At 57.7% G+C, this 16864-nt stretch carries 18 protein-coding genes and 4 pseudogenes; 12 read left to right on the top strand and 10 right to left on the bottom strand.

What is annotated here, in order from left to right; genetic code table 11:
- Positions 1-88: 88 nt before the first annotated feature.
- Entirely contained in the window at positions 89-1315 is a 1227-nt protein-coding gene (locus RBRH_RS15895; RefSeq protein ID WP_049786590.1) for a tyrosine-type recombinase/integrase, read from the bottom strand.
- Positions 1316-1470: 155 nt separating this feature from the next.
- Here RBRH_RS15895 and RBRH_RS15890 point away from each other — a divergent pair, with 155 nt between their 5' ends.
- The 4 genes from RBRH_RS15890 (at position 1471) to RBRH_RS18420 (ending at position 4327) form a co-directional block, all read left to right on the top strand.
- Entirely contained in the window at positions 1471-2460 is a 990-nt protein-coding gene (locus RBRH_RS15890) for a DNA-binding protein (RefSeq protein ID WP_013436789.1), read from the top strand.
- Positions 2461-2962: 502 nt separating this feature from the next.
- On the top strand, positions 2963-3307 hold the full coding sequence (locus RBRH_RS15885) for a nucleotidyltransferase domain-containing protein (RefSeq protein WP_041755163.1): 345 nt from the start codon (positions 2963-2965) through the stop codon (positions 3305-3307).
- Positions 3304-3720, top strand: coding sequence for a HEPN domain-containing protein (locus RBRH_RS15880; RefSeq protein ID WP_013436787.1), 417 nt, complete (start codon positions 3304-3306; stop codon positions 3718-3720). The genes RBRH_RS15885 and RBRH_RS15880 overlap by 4 nt, the downstream gene beginning before the upstream one ends.
- Positions 3721-3874: 154 nt before the next feature.
- Positions 3875-4327 (top strand): hypothetical protein, encoded by a 453-nt coding sequence (locus RBRH_RS18420; protein ID WP_013436786.1) that lies wholly within the window; start codon positions 3875-3877, stop codon positions 4325-4327.
- A gap of 346 nt (positions 4328-4673) precedes the next feature.
- Here RBRH_RS18420 and RBRH_RS18415 read toward each other — a convergent pair whose 3' ends face one another.
- Entirely contained in the window at positions 4674-4967 is a 294-nt protein-coding gene (locus RBRH_RS18415; protein WP_013436785.1) for an H-NS histone family protein, read from the bottom strand.
- A 415-nt stretch (positions 4968-5382) separates the two neighbouring features.
- Positions 5383-6705, bottom strand: a complete 1323-nt coding sequence (locus RBRH_RS15870) for an IS5 family transposase (RefSeq protein ID WP_013436784.1) — start codon at positions 6703-6705, stop codon at positions 5383-5385.
- Between the two features lie 349 nt (positions 6706-7054).
- On the opposite strand from RBRH_RS15870, the pseudogene RBRH_RS15865 reads away from it, so the two are divergent.
- A pseudogene (locus RBRH_RS15865) lies at positions 7055-8002 on the top strand (IS481 family transposase); the annotation flags it as partial.
- Positions 8003-8292: 290 nt separating this feature from the next.
- On the top strand, positions 8293-8943 hold the full coding sequence (locus RBRH_RS15860) for a DUF3800 domain-containing protein (RefSeq protein WP_041755136.1): 651 nt from the start codon (positions 8293-8295) through the stop codon (positions 8941-8943).
- A 191-nt stretch (positions 8944-9134) separates the two neighbouring features.
- On the opposite strand, the gene RBRH_RS15855 is transcribed toward RBRH_RS15860, so the two are convergent.
- Together RBRH_RS15855 and RBRH_RS19560 are read right to left on the bottom strand one after the other, a co-directional pair.
- Positions 9135-10487 (bottom strand): 2-hydroxycarboxylate transporter family protein, encoded by a 1353-nt coding sequence (locus RBRH_RS15855; protein WP_013436778.1) that lies wholly within the window; start codon positions 10485-10487, stop codon positions 9135-9137.
- Positions 10488-10781: 294 nt separating this feature from the next.
- Positions 10782-11198, bottom strand: a pseudogene (locus tag RBRH_RS19560) (hypothetical protein); the annotation flags it as partial.
- Between the two features lie 8 nt (positions 11199-11206).
- Between RBRH_RS19560 and RBRH_RS19715 the strand changes: the two are divergent.
- From RBRH_RS19715 to RBRH_RS15825, 4 genes and pseudogenes are all read left to right on the top strand, one after another.
- Positions 11207-11383 (top strand): annotated as a pseudogene (locus tag RBRH_RS19715) (type II toxin-antitoxin system RelE/ParE family toxin); the annotation flags it as partial.
- Positions 11380-11682 (top strand): addiction module antidote protein, encoded by a 303-nt coding sequence (locus RBRH_RS15840; RefSeq protein ID WP_013436773.1) that lies wholly within the window; start codon positions 11380-11382, stop codon positions 11680-11682. The pseudogene RBRH_RS19715 and the gene RBRH_RS15840, both read left to right, overlap by 4 nt.
- A 283-nt stretch (positions 11683-11965) precedes the next feature.
- A complete protein-coding gene (locus tag RBRH_RS15830; protein ID WP_157864646.1) occupies positions 11966-12166 on the top strand; it encodes a hypothetical protein in 201 nt (66 codons plus the stop codon).
- A gap of 134 nt (positions 12167-12300) precedes the next feature.
- Positions 12301-13281: a tyrosine-type recombinase/integrase gene (locus tag RBRH_RS15825; RefSeq protein WP_013436771.1), complete on the top strand. Its 981-nt coding sequence runs from the start codon at positions 12301-12303 to the stop codon at positions 13279-13281.
- A gap of 185 nt (positions 13282-13466) precedes the next feature.
- Here RBRH_RS15825 and RBRH_RS15820 read toward each other — a convergent pair whose 3' ends face one another.
- The 5 genes and pseudogenes from RBRH_RS15820 to RBRH_RS15800 all read right to left on the bottom strand — a co-directional run bounded on the left by RBRH_RS15820 (position 13467) and on the right by RBRH_RS15800 (position 15075).
- Entirely contained in the window at positions 13467-13778 is a 312-nt protein-coding gene (locus RBRH_RS15820; RefSeq protein ID WP_041755132.1) for a HigA family addiction module antitoxin, read from the bottom strand.
- A 10-nt stretch (positions 13779-13788) separates the two neighbouring features.
- Positions 13789-14078 (bottom strand): annotated as a pseudogene (locus RBRH_RS15815) (type II toxin-antitoxin system RelE/ParE family toxin).
- Between the two features lie 91 nt (positions 14079-14169).
- Positions 14170-14397, bottom strand: coding sequence for a hypothetical protein (locus RBRH_RS19555; RefSeq protein ID WP_157864645.1), 228 nt, complete (start codon positions 14395-14397; stop codon positions 14170-14172).
- A gap of 223 nt (positions 14398-14620) precedes the next feature.
- Complete coding sequence (locus RBRH_RS15805; RefSeq protein ID WP_332415748.1) at positions 14621-14797, bottom strand: helix-turn-helix domain-containing protein; 177 nt, start codon at positions 14795-14797, stop codon at positions 14621-14623.
- 44 nt (positions 14798-14841) lie between these two features.
- Positions 14842-15075, bottom strand: a complete 234-nt coding sequence (locus tag RBRH_RS15800; protein ID WP_157864644.1) for a hypothetical protein — start codon at positions 15073-15075, stop codon at positions 14842-14844.
- Positions 15076-15510: 435 nt separating this feature from the next.
- On the opposite strand from RBRH_RS15800, the gene RBRH_RS15795 reads away from it, so the two are divergent.
- Entirely contained in the window at positions 15511-15990 is a 480-nt protein-coding gene (locus RBRH_RS15795; protein ID WP_013436764.1) for a helix-turn-helix domain-containing protein, read from the top strand.
- Positions 15987-16439 carry a nucleotidyl transferase AbiEii/AbiGii toxin family protein gene (locus tag RBRH_RS21190; RefSeq protein WP_237071180.1) on the top strand — a complete coding sequence of 151 codons (453 nt, stop codon included), beginning with the start codon at positions 15987-15989 and terminating at the stop codon, positions 16437-16439. Before RBRH_RS15795 ends, RBRH_RS21190 begins: the two co-directional genes overlap by 4 nt.
- Positions 16440-16864 lie beyond the last annotated feature (425 nt).

The following is a 16864-nucleotide window of genomic DNA, read 5'->3' as shown; positions in this document are numbered from 1 at the left end:
TGACCACAAGTCATGAAACATGTGCCAAGGCACGGTTGAGCATAGCCGCAGTTTGAGTGTTCGGACGGCAGGCTGGGTGGACGGACAATCAGCGCTGTGGCTGCCGAGCAGGGGGCTCGACCGGCTCCTGCTCGCCCCAGTTTATCCGATGGCCGTGCACCGTCTGGCGGTGCCGCGTGTCCTCTTCCTCGTGCAAGTACAGGCTCGTGGTGGTCAGCGACACGTGCCCGAGGTTGTCGCGCACCGTGCGCAGATCGAGGCCGCCATCGGCCTGATGCGAGCCGGCTGTATGCCGCAGCCAATGCGCTGAGGCGCGCACCAGTTCGTCGGCCCGATCGGCAAAGGCGGGCCCGCGTGCGCGCAGCCACGACGCGGCGTCGCGAAAGATCCGCTTGATCGCGTCATGCAGGGCGGAGCGCGACAGGCCACGACGCGGGCCCCGGAAGGGCACGACCAGCGGCGTGTCCTCAGCCCGGCGGGGCAGCGAGGGCAAGCCACACGCCTGCCGGTAGCGGGCCAGCTCGACGATCAACTCTGGCGACGCCGGCACGCGCCGCGCGCGTTGCCCCTTACCCACGATGTCCAGCCACCACTGATCGTGTCCGTCCGGGCCCAGGCGTCGCGAGAAGTCGCCCATGGTGCCGTGAGCGACCTCGGAAAGGCGCAGGCCTTGCAGATAAAAGAGCGTGGTCAGCCAGCGGCAGCGGGTGGAGTACGCGCGCTGCGCCGTTGTTTCCCGGGGCAGCTGCTCGACAAAGTGTTTAACCTCGTCCCACAGCGAAACGGATAAGTAGCGCGTGACACGGGGCACCGAGCGCTTGGCGCGCTGACGCAGTAGCGCCATCGGGTTGCCGCGCAGATAGCCGGCGTCCACCAACCACGTGAACAGGCCGTTCAGAATGACCCGCGCTTGCCGCTGGCTGGCCGCGGACAGCGGCCCATTAAAAGGCCGCCAGCGGGCATCGCCGCGGGGATATTTGCCGCCGGTGGCCGACACCCAGCGGCTCGCGGGCTGCGGGTCGGCCAGGAACGCGTTGAACTGCTGTAGATCCTCGTGCGTGAGCGACGACAGCGGCTTGCCGAGTTGCACGACGGCCCACAGCAAGAGTCGCTCGGCCTCCTTGCGGTAGGTGTCGAACGTGGTTTGCGTGTTGGCGTAATTGGACAGCCAGGCGCGCACGGCGTCCAGGTCGTTGCGTGCGGCGAGCTGCGCGGTCTCGCGCGCGCCGCGATTGGTGCCGTCGCGCCCGTCTAAATGCTCGGGCAACGCGAGTGCCTCGACTGGTTGCACGGCGGTGAAGGGGGTGACGGACACGGGTGGAGCGCTCCAAGGGCGGGGTTCAACAAAAAACGACGCTTCTAACCCACTCCACGACATTATAGCGGTAATGTCGTGGAGTGTGTCTTTAGTGTTAGATATACAACGTATTACGTAGTAATCTTTAAGCAAATCTTCCCCCGGAAACTGCGATGAGTGATGTCCTGTCCCCCGATGCGGCGCTGACCACCGAGATCGCGCGCTTGAAAGCCGCGCATTCAAACACGCGCGAGTTGTATCGCGAAGTGTGCGCGCTACTATTCTTTCGCTTTGGCATCACGCCCACCGCGAACCGCCTGTACCAGCTGGTGCGCAAAGGCAGCATGGGCACGCCCACCGAGGTCCTCGCCGAGTTCTGGCGCGAGCTGCGTGAGAAAAGTCGTGTCAAAATCGACCATCCGGATTTGCCCGCCGAGCTGCGCGACGCCGCCGGCACGCTCGTCGCGACGCTGTGGGAGCGAGCCGCGGCCACTGCGCACGCGGCGCTGGAAGACGTGCGTGCCGAAATGCGTCTCGAGCGCGACGCGGCCGCCGCTGAAGTAGCCGCCGCCCGCGAGGACGCGGCGCACGCCGAACGCACCCTCGAAGAACACCGCGCGGCGCGGCTCGCGGCACAGGCACGTATTCAGGAGCTCGAGCGCGCGCTTGCGGCGGCTGAGGCTGCGCACCAGACGCTGCACGCGCAAGTCGAGCGCCTGCAACGCGACGCACAGGAGCGGGACGCGGCGCTCGCCCAGGCGCGCGCCGATTTTGCCCGCGAACTCGATAAGCTGCGGGCCGACACCGCGCGCGCCGAAGCACGGCTGCAAGCGGCCGAAAAGCGCGCGCTCTTAGAGACCGAGCATGAGCGCAGCATCAGCGCGCGCCTGATCAAGGAACGGGATGCGGCGGTGCGACGTGCCGACGAAAGTGACGCGCGCCGCCGCGCTGAGCGGCAAGCGCTGCAGGCGCAACTGGGTGACGCACGCCAGCACATTGGCACGCTGGAAGGCAACTTAGCCGCGCTGCAGCGCGCGAATGCTGAAGCTGAAAAAGCGCGGCGCGCGCGGCAGCGCACACCCACTAAGTCCGCATCGAGTCGGCCCTCCGGCCCTGTTGGACGGCCACGCCCGCCGACGCGTGCGCTCAAAAAGAGTAGGTGACGCCGTCACCGCGACATTCGGCAACGCCTGCGCGAGGGATGAATCCTGTAGCGTAGGAGCTGGATTACCCCATCAAGAACGCCTCACCAGGCCTCAATGTCGGGCAAACGCCAGATAGTTGAGCTAGTTGAGTTGCTGCGCTAGTATGGTACGCAAAGCGTATCGTATTCCTAGGCTATGTCGGAATCTACACAACAGGAATTCTTGCGAGCCGCCAAGGAGCAGCTTGGCGTAACCTGGGACGGACTTGCAACTGCCAGCGGTATTAGCCCGCGCGCGATGAAGACGTACCGGATGCCGAATACGTCGAAGGATTACCGCCCCCTTCCTAATCTCGCACGCGCAGCGATTCTGCGACTACTCCAGGACCGCAGAAAACGGCACACAAAACAAGCTTGACATGGTACTCATTGCGTACCACACTAGATCTCTTATCCGCGCAGCGGCGCGACGGGCGACATATGAACCCAAGACCGCATTTTACGGGGAAGGAATGCTGCCGATGAACTCGAATCACATCGACCCCGATACCGAACGAGCGATTCGGTACTTCCTTAACCTGATTGCCGACCGTTACGACATAACTGGCGCGATTCTCTACGGAAGCCGGGCGCGGCGCACCCATCGGGCCGACAGCGACGCCGATGTGGCTGTCCTGCTGAAAGGAGAACATCAGCGGTTCCTCACCACCAAGCTTGAAATGGCCGACATCGCATTTGACGTGCTGCTGCAAACGGGCATTCTCATCTCACCGCTGCCGATCTGGCTTGATGAATGGGAGCATCCAGAGACCTATTCAAACCCTTTGTTGCTCCACAACATCAACCGGGAAGGAGTCAGGCTATGAGTGACCAAAAATTGACGCCCATTGCGTTGATGGCAAAGGCAAAGCGGGCATATGCATCCGCCCGCGTACTGCTTGACTTAGGCGACGTGGATGGCGCGGTAAATCGCGCCTACTATGCGATGTTCGATGCGGCCCGCGCTGCGCTTTTAGCGTCTGGTGCACCCGTCGAACCGGATGTGAGTCGTACTCACAGCGGTCTGATCGGGGCCTTTGGCAACTATCTTGTTAAGAACGGCCCAGTATCGAAAGACATGGGACGACTGCTAAATCGCGCTGAGGAAATTCGCTTGGTAGCGGACTATAAGGATGAGTCGGTCGCATTGGGCGATGCTCAAGAAATGGTGGAGCAGGCCGAGGTCTTCGTTGTCGCCATGCTGGGCCAGTTTATGCCAGAGAACCCAAATGAAAGGTGAGTTTTGGAACTATCGCGTGAGCAGTTATCGAGTCATCGCCAAGATTTAGGATGATGAGCTGCTCATTTTAGTGGTGCGGATCTGAAATCGCCGAGCGGTCTATAAGTGATGACAGCCGTTATGGCGGGTAGCGCAAAGAGGTAAGAGAGGCGCGATGAAAGAAGATGATCGGAACTTATCCCAAGCAACGCATCCTCCATCAGCTGCGGCACCGCGCATGACGTTCGTCAACCTTCCCAACAGCATACGAACCGATTTCCCGGACGGCAGTTACCTTGTCGAGGGACCCGAAGGGGATAAATACCTTGTCTCCGAATCGGGTAATATCAGTGCCACCCTTGTCGAAATTCGGCGAGTGCAGATCGATGATCTCTCGCAGGTCTTAAGGCATGAAATCGTGCGTGTGCATGAGACAGTCTCGCATACCTTACACTTCGCCGGAGGGGGCGTTTTCTCTTTCCTGCATCACCGCGATGGACGCGGCATGTCGATTCAAGCAAACCGCATGTTGTGCCGGACATTACCAAGTGGTGTAATCATCGTATGTGGTACGGCAGCGGGCGATAACGGGCGTGAAGCGAAATTTTCCCCGCAAGCGGAAGGATAGCCTTGTTGCACCGCTTCAAGCTCGGCTTCTTGCCTGGCACTGCTGGGAGCGCTAAAGTCAATGCTTATATTGCGGTGCGACACGCAATGCCCGTCGCACCGCCCGCGCGAGACGAATTGCGGTGTGACGGGAAAGCCCGTGGGCAATAGCATAATCAGTAGCTCAACGTAGCGCTCGCCTGGCGAGACCAAGCAAACGCCATCAATCCGATGCATCGCGCCAAACCAGTACCACACGATGCGCCGAGGCACGCCGTTTGGGTAAATTAAGCCCGAGGCTAGTGCGACACAAAACAATGCAGGCCACGGCGGCATATTTGCCCTCTTCGCCGACCTATCGCTGTGCCCTATTTCTGGATTAAAAAGCGCTCACGATTCTTTCCAATCCATGACGGGGCTCGGCCTCTACCACTCCAAGTCTCACCGGTTTTGGGATTCTGGTATTTCGGCTCGTGCGGCTTTGCGGGTGCAGGGCTGCGAGCTTGACGCCTACGTCCGAATAAGTCTTCAGTCGTAATTCCCAACTCGGCGATCTTCTCGCGCATCTGGGCCAGCACCGATTGCAATTCATGCTGCCGTAAGGCTTCTGCCTCCGCTTCAAGCTTTTCAATTTGAGCGCGTAGCTCTTGGTATGTCGCCACGTTAATTTCCTATGTTAGGTTGAAAAAACATCCTGCACGCACGCGGATTGGGTCAGCCGGTTGCAAGCCTGTGCCGATGCGTCAGATTGACAAAGCACTTGGCAGCATGGTCTCCATCTAAAAAGCCCCTCTTTCTAGTAGATCAAGGCTGCTATATCGGACCCTGCTCATAGGCTTGCAGCGTATATTTTCCGCCCATTGCGTCGTCGTCAACGCGAGCGGCCTACGTATAGCCGAGCCAATTGCAGATTAGCCACTTGACCGTAAGCTTCGACACTTTCGATGACCAACCACCGCTTGGTTTTTGCCCTCGCAGCCTGTACGTGCGCATAAAAGATGCCAACTTGTCCTTTACGACGACCGGCTGCTTTACGATAGTTGGGCCTGGACAATTCGTTTTAGCTCGCAGATGAAGTCATGCAGCCGAGGGCGCAGCGGTTTTGAAGCTGAGCAAAGCGAGGAGAATCAGGGCGTAAAAAAGCCGCAGCTTGCGCAGGATCATGCGCAGGTTGTGGCCGGCGCCGCACAGCACCGCGTGGATGGCATCGCCCAGCGCACCCTTGAGCCAGTTTCGATCGAGCTTGCCGTCTGACTTCATGTGTCCGATGGCCGGCTCGATCGCGCTGCGCCGCCGGATCATTGCGCGCAAGCCGCGTGTGATGCCACGACGCAAACCCGGGTGATAGATTTTCACCTCATCGATGGCTACACCCTTGTAGCCACGGTCCACGATGGCGATCTGCGGCTGCACCTCGCTCAGGATCGCTGCTTGTTCCAACGCTTCAACCAACGTGTGCCCGTCGTACGGATTGCCCGGCATCGAACGAGCGCCGACTACCAGACCTTCCTTGTGCGTGGTCGTGATCGACACCTTCACGCCAAATTCATACGGTTTGTGTACTTTACCCTTGGCCAGACATTCTACTTCCGGCGCATGCAGCGCATACAGCTTATTTTTGTCCTTCTGCTTCTGCGTGAGAATCCGCTTCGTGCGGCTGATCAGCTCTTCCAACGCCGCGCGAGTTTGCCCAGCGACACCATTGAGTTGCCGCTCCAGATCGCGCATCACGCGCCCCACTCGAGAACGCAAAGTGCGCAGCGCTTTGTTCATCCGCTTGTACTGCTTCGCATGCGCATAGCGGCCTACCTGACTTGCCAGGCGCGGAGCCTCGCGATTGGTGTTTTGCCGCAGCTTCAGCCCGTGCCGGGCGGCCGCCTTGACTAGATGTTCTCGGCAACGCTCGAGCAGGCGCGAATCGGTGGGATGGGCAATCGCCTTTTCCATCACTGTCGTATCGACGATCACCCGCTTCAGGCTCGAAGTCTTGATGACGTTCGCGCGTTTGGCCGCTTCGATTGTCTCAGCCAACAGTTCTTCAACGCCGGCTTCGCCTAGCCGCTTGCGCCAGCGCGTCAGGCTCGACGCATCGATCGGCGGTTTGGTCTGCAAGTACGTCTCGCCGGTGAACACCTGCCAATACGGGTTCTCCAGCCATTGCCAGACCACATCCTCATCCGACAAGTCGAAGGCGTGCTGCAAGTACAACAGCCCTGCGATCAAACGCGGCGACGTTGCCGGTCGGCCGCGCTGCGACACGAAGCTCGCGCTCATCGCTGCGCTCAATCGGTCCCAGTCAATTAGATCGGCCAGACGAACCAACGGATGCTTCAAGTTGATCTGCTCGCGCAGCGGTTGGCGAAACAAATCTCCCTCTGGCACCGGCGTCTTCGGACCCATCTGAACCTCGTCGAAATTTGCAGGGATCTCGCATTAATATGCCTGCCTCTTGCAATTCCCACAACACCATTCTGGCCTCAGAGCCTTACTGCACCAACGTCTGCGGTTTATTCAGGACCGACTACGATAAGCGTTTATTTTACCTTAAAACGCCGACTGACAATCCAGTCACCCAAAAATAGGCGCGATGTATGGTTTTCACCAGTGGCGTTGCGCAGAAAGGCAAGAAAATCTATTTGCGTGATTGACGGCTAGCGGTGAAGCTTCAATAGGTTGTATCGATGGTTCATCCGACTGAGTCTGGGCAACTGAGGTCGCCAGACACGCAGCCTTCCAGCAGTTCAGCCGGATGAACACCTGTCAGAATCCCCGGCTCACCTTTGCTCGTCGACTTGAGAGGGTCAGCAGATTACTGAATATGGCTGAACTGTGGCACAAGCTGCAGCCATCACGGCGTGACGGCATCGACTGTACGCAAATGGCTCGGTCGCTATCTCACCGGCCGGCGCAGCCGCGCTGACAGATGCATCTTCGCGGCCAGTCCCCTCGCCACGTGCTATCGCGCCGGCGGCGGCTTGGCAGGTCCTGGCGTTGCGCTAGCAGCGCTTGCTACAGCGTCAGATTGCTCGACAGGCGAGCGCGTTCGCTTTAACCTGCAGAGTTGTGTGTTCAGGCGCGCCGGGCTGCCTTGTTTGAGCGACCTACCACCGCGGGAGCCGATTCAGCGATACGAGCATGCGGCGCCGGGCGATCTGCTGCACATTGAGACCAAGAAACTGGGTTGCATCACACGCCCCGGCCATCGTGTCACCGGCAATCGGCGAGATACAATGGCCGGCGCGGGCTGGGAGTATCTGTTTGTCGCCGGAGATGACCACGTTCGGATTGCTTCACGGCGATGCACCCAGACGTGAAGCAGGCCCGCGCCGTGCAGTTTCTGCGCGATGCCGTCGCGTGGTACGCCGGCTTGGGTGTGCGCCTCTGCAGGCTGCCCACCGATAACGGTTCGGCGTCCCGTTCACGTGAGTCCGCTCGGGCCTGTTAGGAGCTGGGCATTCGGTACAAATTGACACCGGTCTATCACCCTCAGACCAAGGGCAAGGCTGAACGCTTCCACCAGTCAGCCTTGCGCGAGTGGGCTGATGCCTGGACCTACCAAAGCTGCGCGCATCGCCGCGAAGTCTTAACAAGCTGGCAGCATCACTACAACTGGCATCGCGCGCACAGTGCCATCGGAGGCATTGCACCGATGGCAAGACTTTCTGAGTCGAGAAATTACCTCTTGACGCATCACACGCCAAGCCGTCCGGTCGTTCTTCGCGCTGGGAGCATGATCTTCGAAGATGTGACGGGCATCGGATCAATTGGTAACGCGGCGCGTGGTTGAACCTAGCCTCGACAAACTGCCACGGCGCGCTTGAAAAACAGTGCTTTTGTCGTCATAATGTGCTGATAGCGGCGCTGCGGTTTAAATAGGCCCGGAGTCCCTGCGACAAATCGGCGTCAGTGATCGTAAGCGTACTTCGAGTACGTCAGGTCCGGGTACCGCACTTCTTTCGATAGCCTCCTTTGGGAGGCTATTTTTATATGCGCGCGACGATCTATCTAGACGAAAGTGGGTGTCTGGGCTGGAAACTGGATGCGCCCTATCAACGCGGCGGCTCCAGTCGCTTCTTCACACTCGCGGCCGCCATCATGCCGGACGGCTGCGAACGGCTACTCGAGCGCGTCGTGCGCGGGGTCTACAAGCAGCGAGGTCGCCCCGCGCGTAACGAGCTCAAATCCGTTCACCTGTCAGCGCGCGAGCGCATTAATTTCGCCGGCGAATTGGCGAAAATTTACCATAAGTGCCCAGACGTACAATTCGTCTCAATTACAGTGCGCAAGGACGCTGTCAATGCCGCTTTCCGGCGTAGCCCGAACAGCCTTTATAATTACATGACGAAGCTGTTACTGCTGGAAGTCATGAGTGGGTACGACTCCGTATCCTTTATTCCCGATGTGCGGTCACTGAAAATCGAACTCAAGCATTCTCTCCACGAGTATTTGTGCACCGAACTCGCGGGCAGTGGCGCCAACATAAGGTTAGAGACAACGCCGTGGGAGAGCAAAGACAGTTTTTGCTTGCAGTTCGTCGATTGGCTAGCGGGTATCGTTTGGGCACACCATGAACATTGTAACGGCGAAGCTTACAAAGCGGCCTCGCCAAGCATTCGCCAGCGCCGGCTGTTCTTTTAAGGAAGTACGTCCTTTTCGGAGTGGTGATTGGGTAAGCTGGAATAGACTCGTATATGGCTGACAGACAACATTGACGGAAATTTTTGGGTTTCCGGCCCCATTGCTATTTGTTTAGGGCTAGGAGCCATGTCCAGAGCGGTGAGTTAACGCGCCTCACATACCCCGAACCATTGTGCTATGAGGCAAGGTTGCTATTCGCATTGTTCCATCAGCCCCAACGCCAAGATCACGGTCATCGCTCCACCCATCCGTGTGGCAAGCTGCGCAAAGGGCATGAGCGGCAGACGGTTTGCCGCCGTGAGAATAGCCAAATCGCCCGTGCTTCCCATGCCGCTATGGCATGCGTTAATCATTGCACTTTCGGTTGCCGGTAGTTTGATCCAGTGTCCGACAAAGAAACCGGTGATCATCAACGTAAGCACGGTCACCAGGGTGGTGACAAAATGCGCTAAAGTCAGCGCAGCGAGCAACGCTCCCCATGGCATCAGCGTGATGCCGATGCCAAACATGAGTGGATAGGTGACCGCGCGGGCAAAGAAACAATAGACCCAGTGCGCGCCGTATTCAAGCTGGGCAGGCACAGCACCGCTTAACTTGACGACCACAGCCAGAGCCAACATGCCCAGTATCGCAGGCAGATGGGTGAAATGTTGCAGGACCAGACCTGCCAAATACAAACTAATTGCCATGATGCCCGCCGCGGCAACTTGCTCAACGGTGACGGGCTCGCGACTTATTATCGAATGGGCCTGAGCGGACGCGGCAAGGTCATCGGAATGACGTCGGCATCGTCGACTAATTTGTTCAAACGCTGCCGCGCATATAATGGCACTCAAGTTGCCCAGCACGACAGCGGGTACTACCCGCGCAAACAGCTGTTCTTGTGGCAGCTGCAGCAGCGCGGCATAGCCTAACGTGAGCGGCAATGCACCTTCGCCAATGCCCCCGGCCATGATTGGCACCACGATATAGAAAAACGCATCCGACGCGCCTAAGCCAAAGACCATGCCGGTGATAGTACCGATCACGGCGGCTGCGACTGAACCGGCCATGACTGGAATCGCAAATCGGCTGATGCCCTTGGTCAACAGCGCCCGGTTCATGCCTAACAAGCTGCCCACAATGACCAGGGCAGAGAATAAGTAAATGATGTTGGTGGTTTGCCAAAAGTGCTGAATTGGGCTAATCAATCCCATCGGCAGCAGGTGATGATGTACCAGCCACGAGGGCAGTAACAATGCCACAATGACAGGGCCACCGATATGACGTAGTCCCGGCAATTTGGCACCGAGTTCGGCACACGTAAACCCCGCGACTGCAAGTACTGCAATCATTACAGGCAAATCGCTAGATACACATTTTAGCGCAACAAGTGCGGCTATACAGGCTAGTAGCAATCCGTATACTGGCACGGGGATAATGCCAATGCGACGGTGCATCCATTGCGGCCAGTGGGGTGATGCACGCCATGCGCATAGGCGAGAGACAAACACCGTGCTGAACAAGCGACAAGTTTTAAATTGTTTTATAATTAACTTAGCCATGATACCCTTTACGGAGTTTACCTTTAGGTGAAGAGTGGTTAGGCTCGGTCAAGTGCGTCACCACTTTGACCGGGCCGCTTCAATGCACTTATTTTATAAATAAATTAATGGACTATTAAGCAAATCCTTTTATAAAGGGTCGAATAAGAATAATGTAAAATTTACCTAAACTTAAGTGCTGTAAGTAACTATAACTTGCTTCTCTATAGAGAACAAGGCGCAATTAAGTCGATTTCATTTAATTAGTTGGTTACATAAATAAGAAGGCCGTCACCAGATATTAATAAGGTGGCCCTAAACAATTCGTTTTGAATTCGCTTTGCTCTGCGGCGCATTCATGGCGCCGACAACATGTGAGCATCGCAAGTGCAAAGCAACCAAAATTAAGGCGTAAAAAAGCCGCAGCTTTTTGAGCATCATCCGCAGGTTATGGCCGGCGCCGCACAGCACCACGTGGATGGCATTACCCAGTGCACCCTTGAGCCAGTTGCGCTCGAGCTTGCCGTTTGCCTTTGTGTCCAATGGCCGGCTCGATCGCACTGCGCCACCGGATCATTGCCCGCCAGCCTCAAGTGATACCGCGTCGCAAGCCCGGGTGATAAATTTCACGCCGTCGATCGCTACGCCCTTGTAGCTGCGATCGACGACAGTGGTCTACGGTTGCACCTCGCTCAGGATCGCCGCCTCTTCCAGCGCTTCCGTCAACGTGTGCGTGTTGGCCAGTGGGTGAAGGTGTGTTCGAGATGCGCGAGCCATTCGGTCCTGGCTAGCGCATGTACTATGTCCAGCGCGGTGAGACGCTCATCGTGATGCTGGGCGGTGGCGACAAGTCGACTCAGCAGGCTGACATTCGCCGGGCGATTGCGTTGGCGAATTCTTTGGAGGATGGATCATGACCCAGCGAATAAAAGTTTCCCAACTTCCCGAGTTCGATGCGGCCGAGTACCTAAACAACGAAGAAGATGTCGCATCGTACCTAACGAGTGTTCTTGAAGAGAATGACCCAGCGCTGCTGGCTGCAGCCCTGGGCGATATCGCCCGTGCTCGAGGAATGACGCAGGTGGCCAAGGACTCCGGCATCGCACGCGAAGCCCTGTACAAAGCGCTTCGACCCGGCAGTGAACCGCGCTTCGAGACGGTCAGCCGCGTTTGCGCTGCCTTGGGCGTGCGCCTGGTGGCACAGCCGCTGCATTGACAGAATTTTTGGGTTTCCGGCTTATAACCCAAGATTCAGCTAACCCATCGGCTCGCCTCGTGTTACCTGCGCATAATACTTTGCGGTTTCTCTGCGCAGCTGGATCTGCGTTTTCTTGTCAGACGCTGTCGCGCCGTGCGCCATGAATCGCCCCTGTGGCTGGGCCAAAAAAATTGCCGACGGCCCGCGTCCGGCATCTGACTCTGTCAACTTGGCAGAAGCCGTCGATTTGTAGAGGTGATAGAGGGGTTCGGGGAGCATGGAGCAGCCCGCTGATTCCCCGATGGACACACACCTGATGCTGCTCGATGACGGCAAGTACTACATCGAGCGCAACTGTAACGGCGAAGCGGCTACCACCAACGGCCTTCTGTTTCGTCGGTGCCTGATCTCTCCAACGACACCTGGCGGTTACGAGTGCGTCGGTGGATATGAGCAATGTACGGGCGGGGAATGGTGCGCGTGGATCTGGCGCAGCAACTGACCGAGGCTGCCAGGATTTAGACATGGGAGGATGGTTCATTGAACAGTGCCCATTGCTCGGGACGTCGGGTCGCGGCATACTGATTATGCATTTAACAGTCATTTACCTATCGACACCCACCTCCCCTGTCTATCATGACCGAGGCTGATTTATTTGCCGCTCAGCAGCGCACCGATTGGGACCGTGCGCCCATTCAATCATTTGAAGCCTGGCTGGCCAGGCAACCCGGGCGTGGCACCTCTCGCACCTTGCGGTCCTCGTCCGCTCAAGTCTATCTGGCCCAATGGCGTGCCTTCGTACGCTACCTTCAGGCGCGCCGCACCCCCTTGAGTGCGGCGACGCCCGACACGATCAGCGCCTTTCTGGCCAGCTTGAGCCGCGAGAATCGAGACCAACGCGCGCGCTATCGCAAATTGATTGAGCGTGTGTTCGTCGATATTGATGCGTGTACGCGGCAAAGCCCAAGCGTCAATCCCGCTGTGGGTGCGTTGCGAGACAGTCAAGCCACCTGGAAGCGCGTCAAGGGTAACCAGGACACCGATTTCCTATGGCCGCAGGAAAGGCAAAACATTATCGACTTGTTGTTGTCCCCGGTGACGACCACGCATTATGAGCGCTGGTGTAGCTTACGTGATCGTGCGTTGGTGGCGACGTTCCTGGGGGCGGGGTTGAAGGTGTCACAGGCGCTTAGATTAACCGTTAACTGCATTAATATTGGGCCAGATCGACTCATGCACATCACCTCGCCAGGCTCGCGTTTTTCGCATCAACCCCGGCCCGAACCGTTTGCACACTCGGCGCTGGCACGCTGGTTAGCCGAACGGCAAGCCAGTGGCGTGGATAGTTCGTGGGTCTTTCCCGGTGGACGGGACGGACGGCCGATGCACGCGGTCACCGCGCTGCGCGCCACCGAGACCATCATGCGCGCCTGCGGTGTGGCCGACAGGCGGCAGGCGCGCGCCAGCCCCCAAACGCTGCGCAATAGTTACATCGCGACGCTGTTTGAGGCCGGGCAGACCACGCTCGCGGTCAGCGAAGTCCTCGGCGTGGAGCTGATCACCGCCGAGCGTCTCAAAAAGGCATGGCAGAAGTGGGCGCAAGAAAAATCAGCTTGATCGTCAGCTGGATCTATGGTCGTCCCCATTTTGCAGGTTCCAGTCAATCAGATCGGTCAGGCGAACCAATTATACCGCCCGGCCACTGCTCACGCCTGAGGGATGCGCCGCATGCTGCCAGGACGCGCGCTGCGGTTCCTCGTCGACTTTCACCCGATCGTCGCCGATAAGCTGTGCGATGCTTATCATCGCACTTTTAATGTATCCGGGATGGAGCCGTTCGATTGCAACGGCCTTACAGGCGGTTGTTCGCGCTGTTCAGCCTGCCAAAGTTCGTAATTGGTTTGCAGGTTCATCCAGAAACGCGCCGTGCTGACGCCTGCGCGTTCCAGGCGCAAGGCAAGATCGGGGCTGATGCCGGTGTGCCCATTCAGCACACGCGAGAGCGACGTACGGTTATAGCCGAGCCGCGCAGCGGCTTCGGTCACGTCAATTTCAAGCGGTTGCAGCACGTCCTCGCGCAGCAGCTCGCCGGGGTGCGGATGATGCTTCATCATGTCGTAATCCTTAATGATAGTCCTGGTAATCGACCAGCTCAACGTCAACACCGATGAATCGGAAGGTGACGCGCCAGTTACCGTTGACCCATATTGACCAGTGCTCTTTCATGTCTCCTTTCAGGAGATGCAATTTATATGCAATTTATAGCCGGGCTGATCCAATTCTCGCGGCAAACAGGCAGCGTTGAGCGCAGCCAAGATGCGGCGGAGTTTGGCCGCGTGGGCTACTTGCACACCTCGCGGGGAATCCTCGCGAAACAAGGCTTCAAGCCCTTTGTGCCGAAAGCTGATTATCATGCAGCGAGTGTAGCATGATGCGCAACGCGCTACAAGAACTGCTAGTCCTACCGAGCCGTGCTTGAAAACGATCACTCTCTCAACACCGAGTTCAAGCGAGCGAATCGCGTTCCGCGGCGAGCCGATCATGTGCCAGATGGACGACCTGCGCCAATAGCCAAACCGTATCCCGGCCCGAACCATTTGCCCACTCGGTGCTGGCGCTCGGGTTAGTCGAACGGCACACCAGCGGTGTTGACAGTTCATGGGTCTTTCCCGGTGGAGGGGACGCGCGGCCGATGCACTCGGTCACCGCGCTGCGCGCCACCGAGGCCATCATGCGCGTCTGCGGCGTGGTTGACAGGCGGCAGGCGCGCACCAGTCCCCAAACGCTGTGAAACAGTTATATTGCGACGCTGTTTGAGGCCGGACAGACCACGCTGGCGGTCAGCGAGGTCCTCGGCGTGGAGTTAATCACCGCCGAGCGTCTCAAGAAGGCATGGCAGAAGTGGGCGCGAGAAAAATCGGCCATCCGGATTTGACGTTGGGCAACCATACGACAGCTAACGAACATTGTGCATGGCAATCTTGAGCTTGAACAACTCCCACAGAGCCGGGTCCATACGCCTATCTCCAGCTTCCCATTGCTGCCAATCTCGAGCTGTTCGATAGACCTTGAAGGCTGCTTCTGATTGACTCAATCCAGCAGCCACGCGAATCGCCTTAATGTCGGCAGGCATTGGGTGGGGGAAGTTGATGCGAACCGCCTTTGATCCGCTTGCCATCACATTTTGCGTTTAAACGCTTGCCACCATGAGTAAATCATGCAACCACAACCGAATATGAATATCAAGGTCCACGGCATCACGCCAAACGCCAAATGAGCTGCAACCCAGGGTGCCGAGTTGTCTGTTGCGGGAACGTTGACAAACAAGATATAGCCCGATACAGCAGCGGCGATAGCACCGATGAAGCACGACACAAATTGAAAACGCAACATCCAGAGGATAGTCTTCACTGTTGACCTCTGCAGCAGTTGTCGAAAGTGGCTCAATGTTACGAACAATGTTCATTCGCGTCAAGCTACAAAACACACTCAAATCCGGATACTCGAAAAATCATTTTTATTGTCATATTGTCAGCTAGATCTATAGCCGCCCTATTTTGCAGGTTCTTGTTCGCGCGGGTAGACACGACAATTGCGGCCCCACACTGTAGTCAGCACTGCAGCGAACCGAGCGGGCTGAAGCCGAAGTGGACGTTACACGGCGGATCGGCAACGGAGAAAAAGCCGCTCATTCCCTCTGGCACCGTGCGCACCAAGGGGGCGGCTTAGCGCACGCTTATAAAGTTACCCCATATTGCAGCCACGTAAGATAAGGGCCTTGAAAATCTTTTCTGTAAGATACTTTACATACATGCGCCGCCCCAGTGAGCGGCCGGGAGGTTCACCATGCAACTTTACGAGATAGGATGGGCTGTGGCGAAACGGCGGACAGAACTCGATCTCACTCAGGCGCAACTAGCGAGGCTGGCCGGCTTGTCGCGGTTCACCGTCAATCAGCTTGAGACAGGCAAGTTAAAGGATCTCGGCATCAACAAGCTGATTGCACTACTCAGCGTGCTCGGGATCGAATTGACGGTCAAGCGACGGTCGGAGCAGAAAGGCCTTCGCAAGACCGCCGTAAGTGCAAACGTCAGCTACAAAGGGCATCTGACTGAGCATCTGCTGGCGAACGCGCTGGCAACGGGACAGATCCCACAAGGCTGTGAATCGCAACTCTCAGTCATCCTTGATGAGGTGCCTGTGCCAGTTGTGGTCAAGGCGGTCGAAGAAGCCGCCAAGCACGCTGGTACGCAACCGCGGAAAATCTGGAAGAACCTCGCCACCTGGTCGAAAGACCTTCACCTTTATCGAAAAGTATGGGCATGAGGACGCCTTCGCCCCTGCCCGAGGGCCCGTGGCAAGGCCTCTTTCGCCATACGCTAACGCTGATCGACGAGATTCGAACACATGGCACGGCAAATCCGTTTTGGACGTTCGGCGGGGGCACGGTCCTCATGCTGCGATATGGTCACCGTATGAGCAAGGACGTGGATATCTTCGTCCCCAATCCGCAGTACCTCGGATACGTCAATCCTCGCATCAACGAGGCCGCATCCGACATCACGACCGATTACGAGGAACACGCCCAGTTTGTGAAGCTTATTTTGGCCGAGGGCGAAATCGACTTTGTCGTGTCACAGAACCTGACTGACCCTAGCTACGACGAGTGGGTACTGATGGACCAGCCTGTCAAGGTTGAGACCGCCGCAGAGATTGTCGCAAAAAAATGTGGCACCGCGGAGATCGTCCGACGGCACGGGACCTGTTCGATTTGAGCCTAATGATCGAACGGGAGCCGAACAGCTTGATGGACGCCGGCGAATACCTCATCCGGCATCGCGACACCTTTCTACGACTCTTGGGGGAGCATCGCGAGTTTCTGGCGTCGCGGTTCAACGATACTCAGACGCTCAGCTACACTCCATCGTTTGACTACTGTGCTGGTCTCGTAAGCGACTTCATACAGGAGATCCCCGGGAACATCGACGGTCACAAATTGCGCTCTCGACCTCGCCCTAGGCCGCGCTAGTTCTAGCCGGCACCACATTCACCTTTCGCGGGGGCCGTCGGAGTCAATCTGACCTAACCGGGTACTAATTTTTGGCGTCGGTCGTCACTTTGTCGATACAGGCTTGTGGTAGTGGGGAAAGCATGGCCCAGATTGTCGCGCAGCAGCTTCTGGTGCCGGTGTGTCAGGAAA

It is taken from the genome of Mycetohabitans rhizoxinica HKI 454, assembly GCF_000198775.1.
Lineage (GTDB): Bacteria > Pseudomonadota > Gammaproteobacteria > Burkholderiales > Burkholderiaceae > Mycetohabitans > Mycetohabitans rhizoxinica.
Note: the sequence above shows the minus strand (reverse complement) of the source record. Positions and strands in the feature narration are given on the sequence as shown.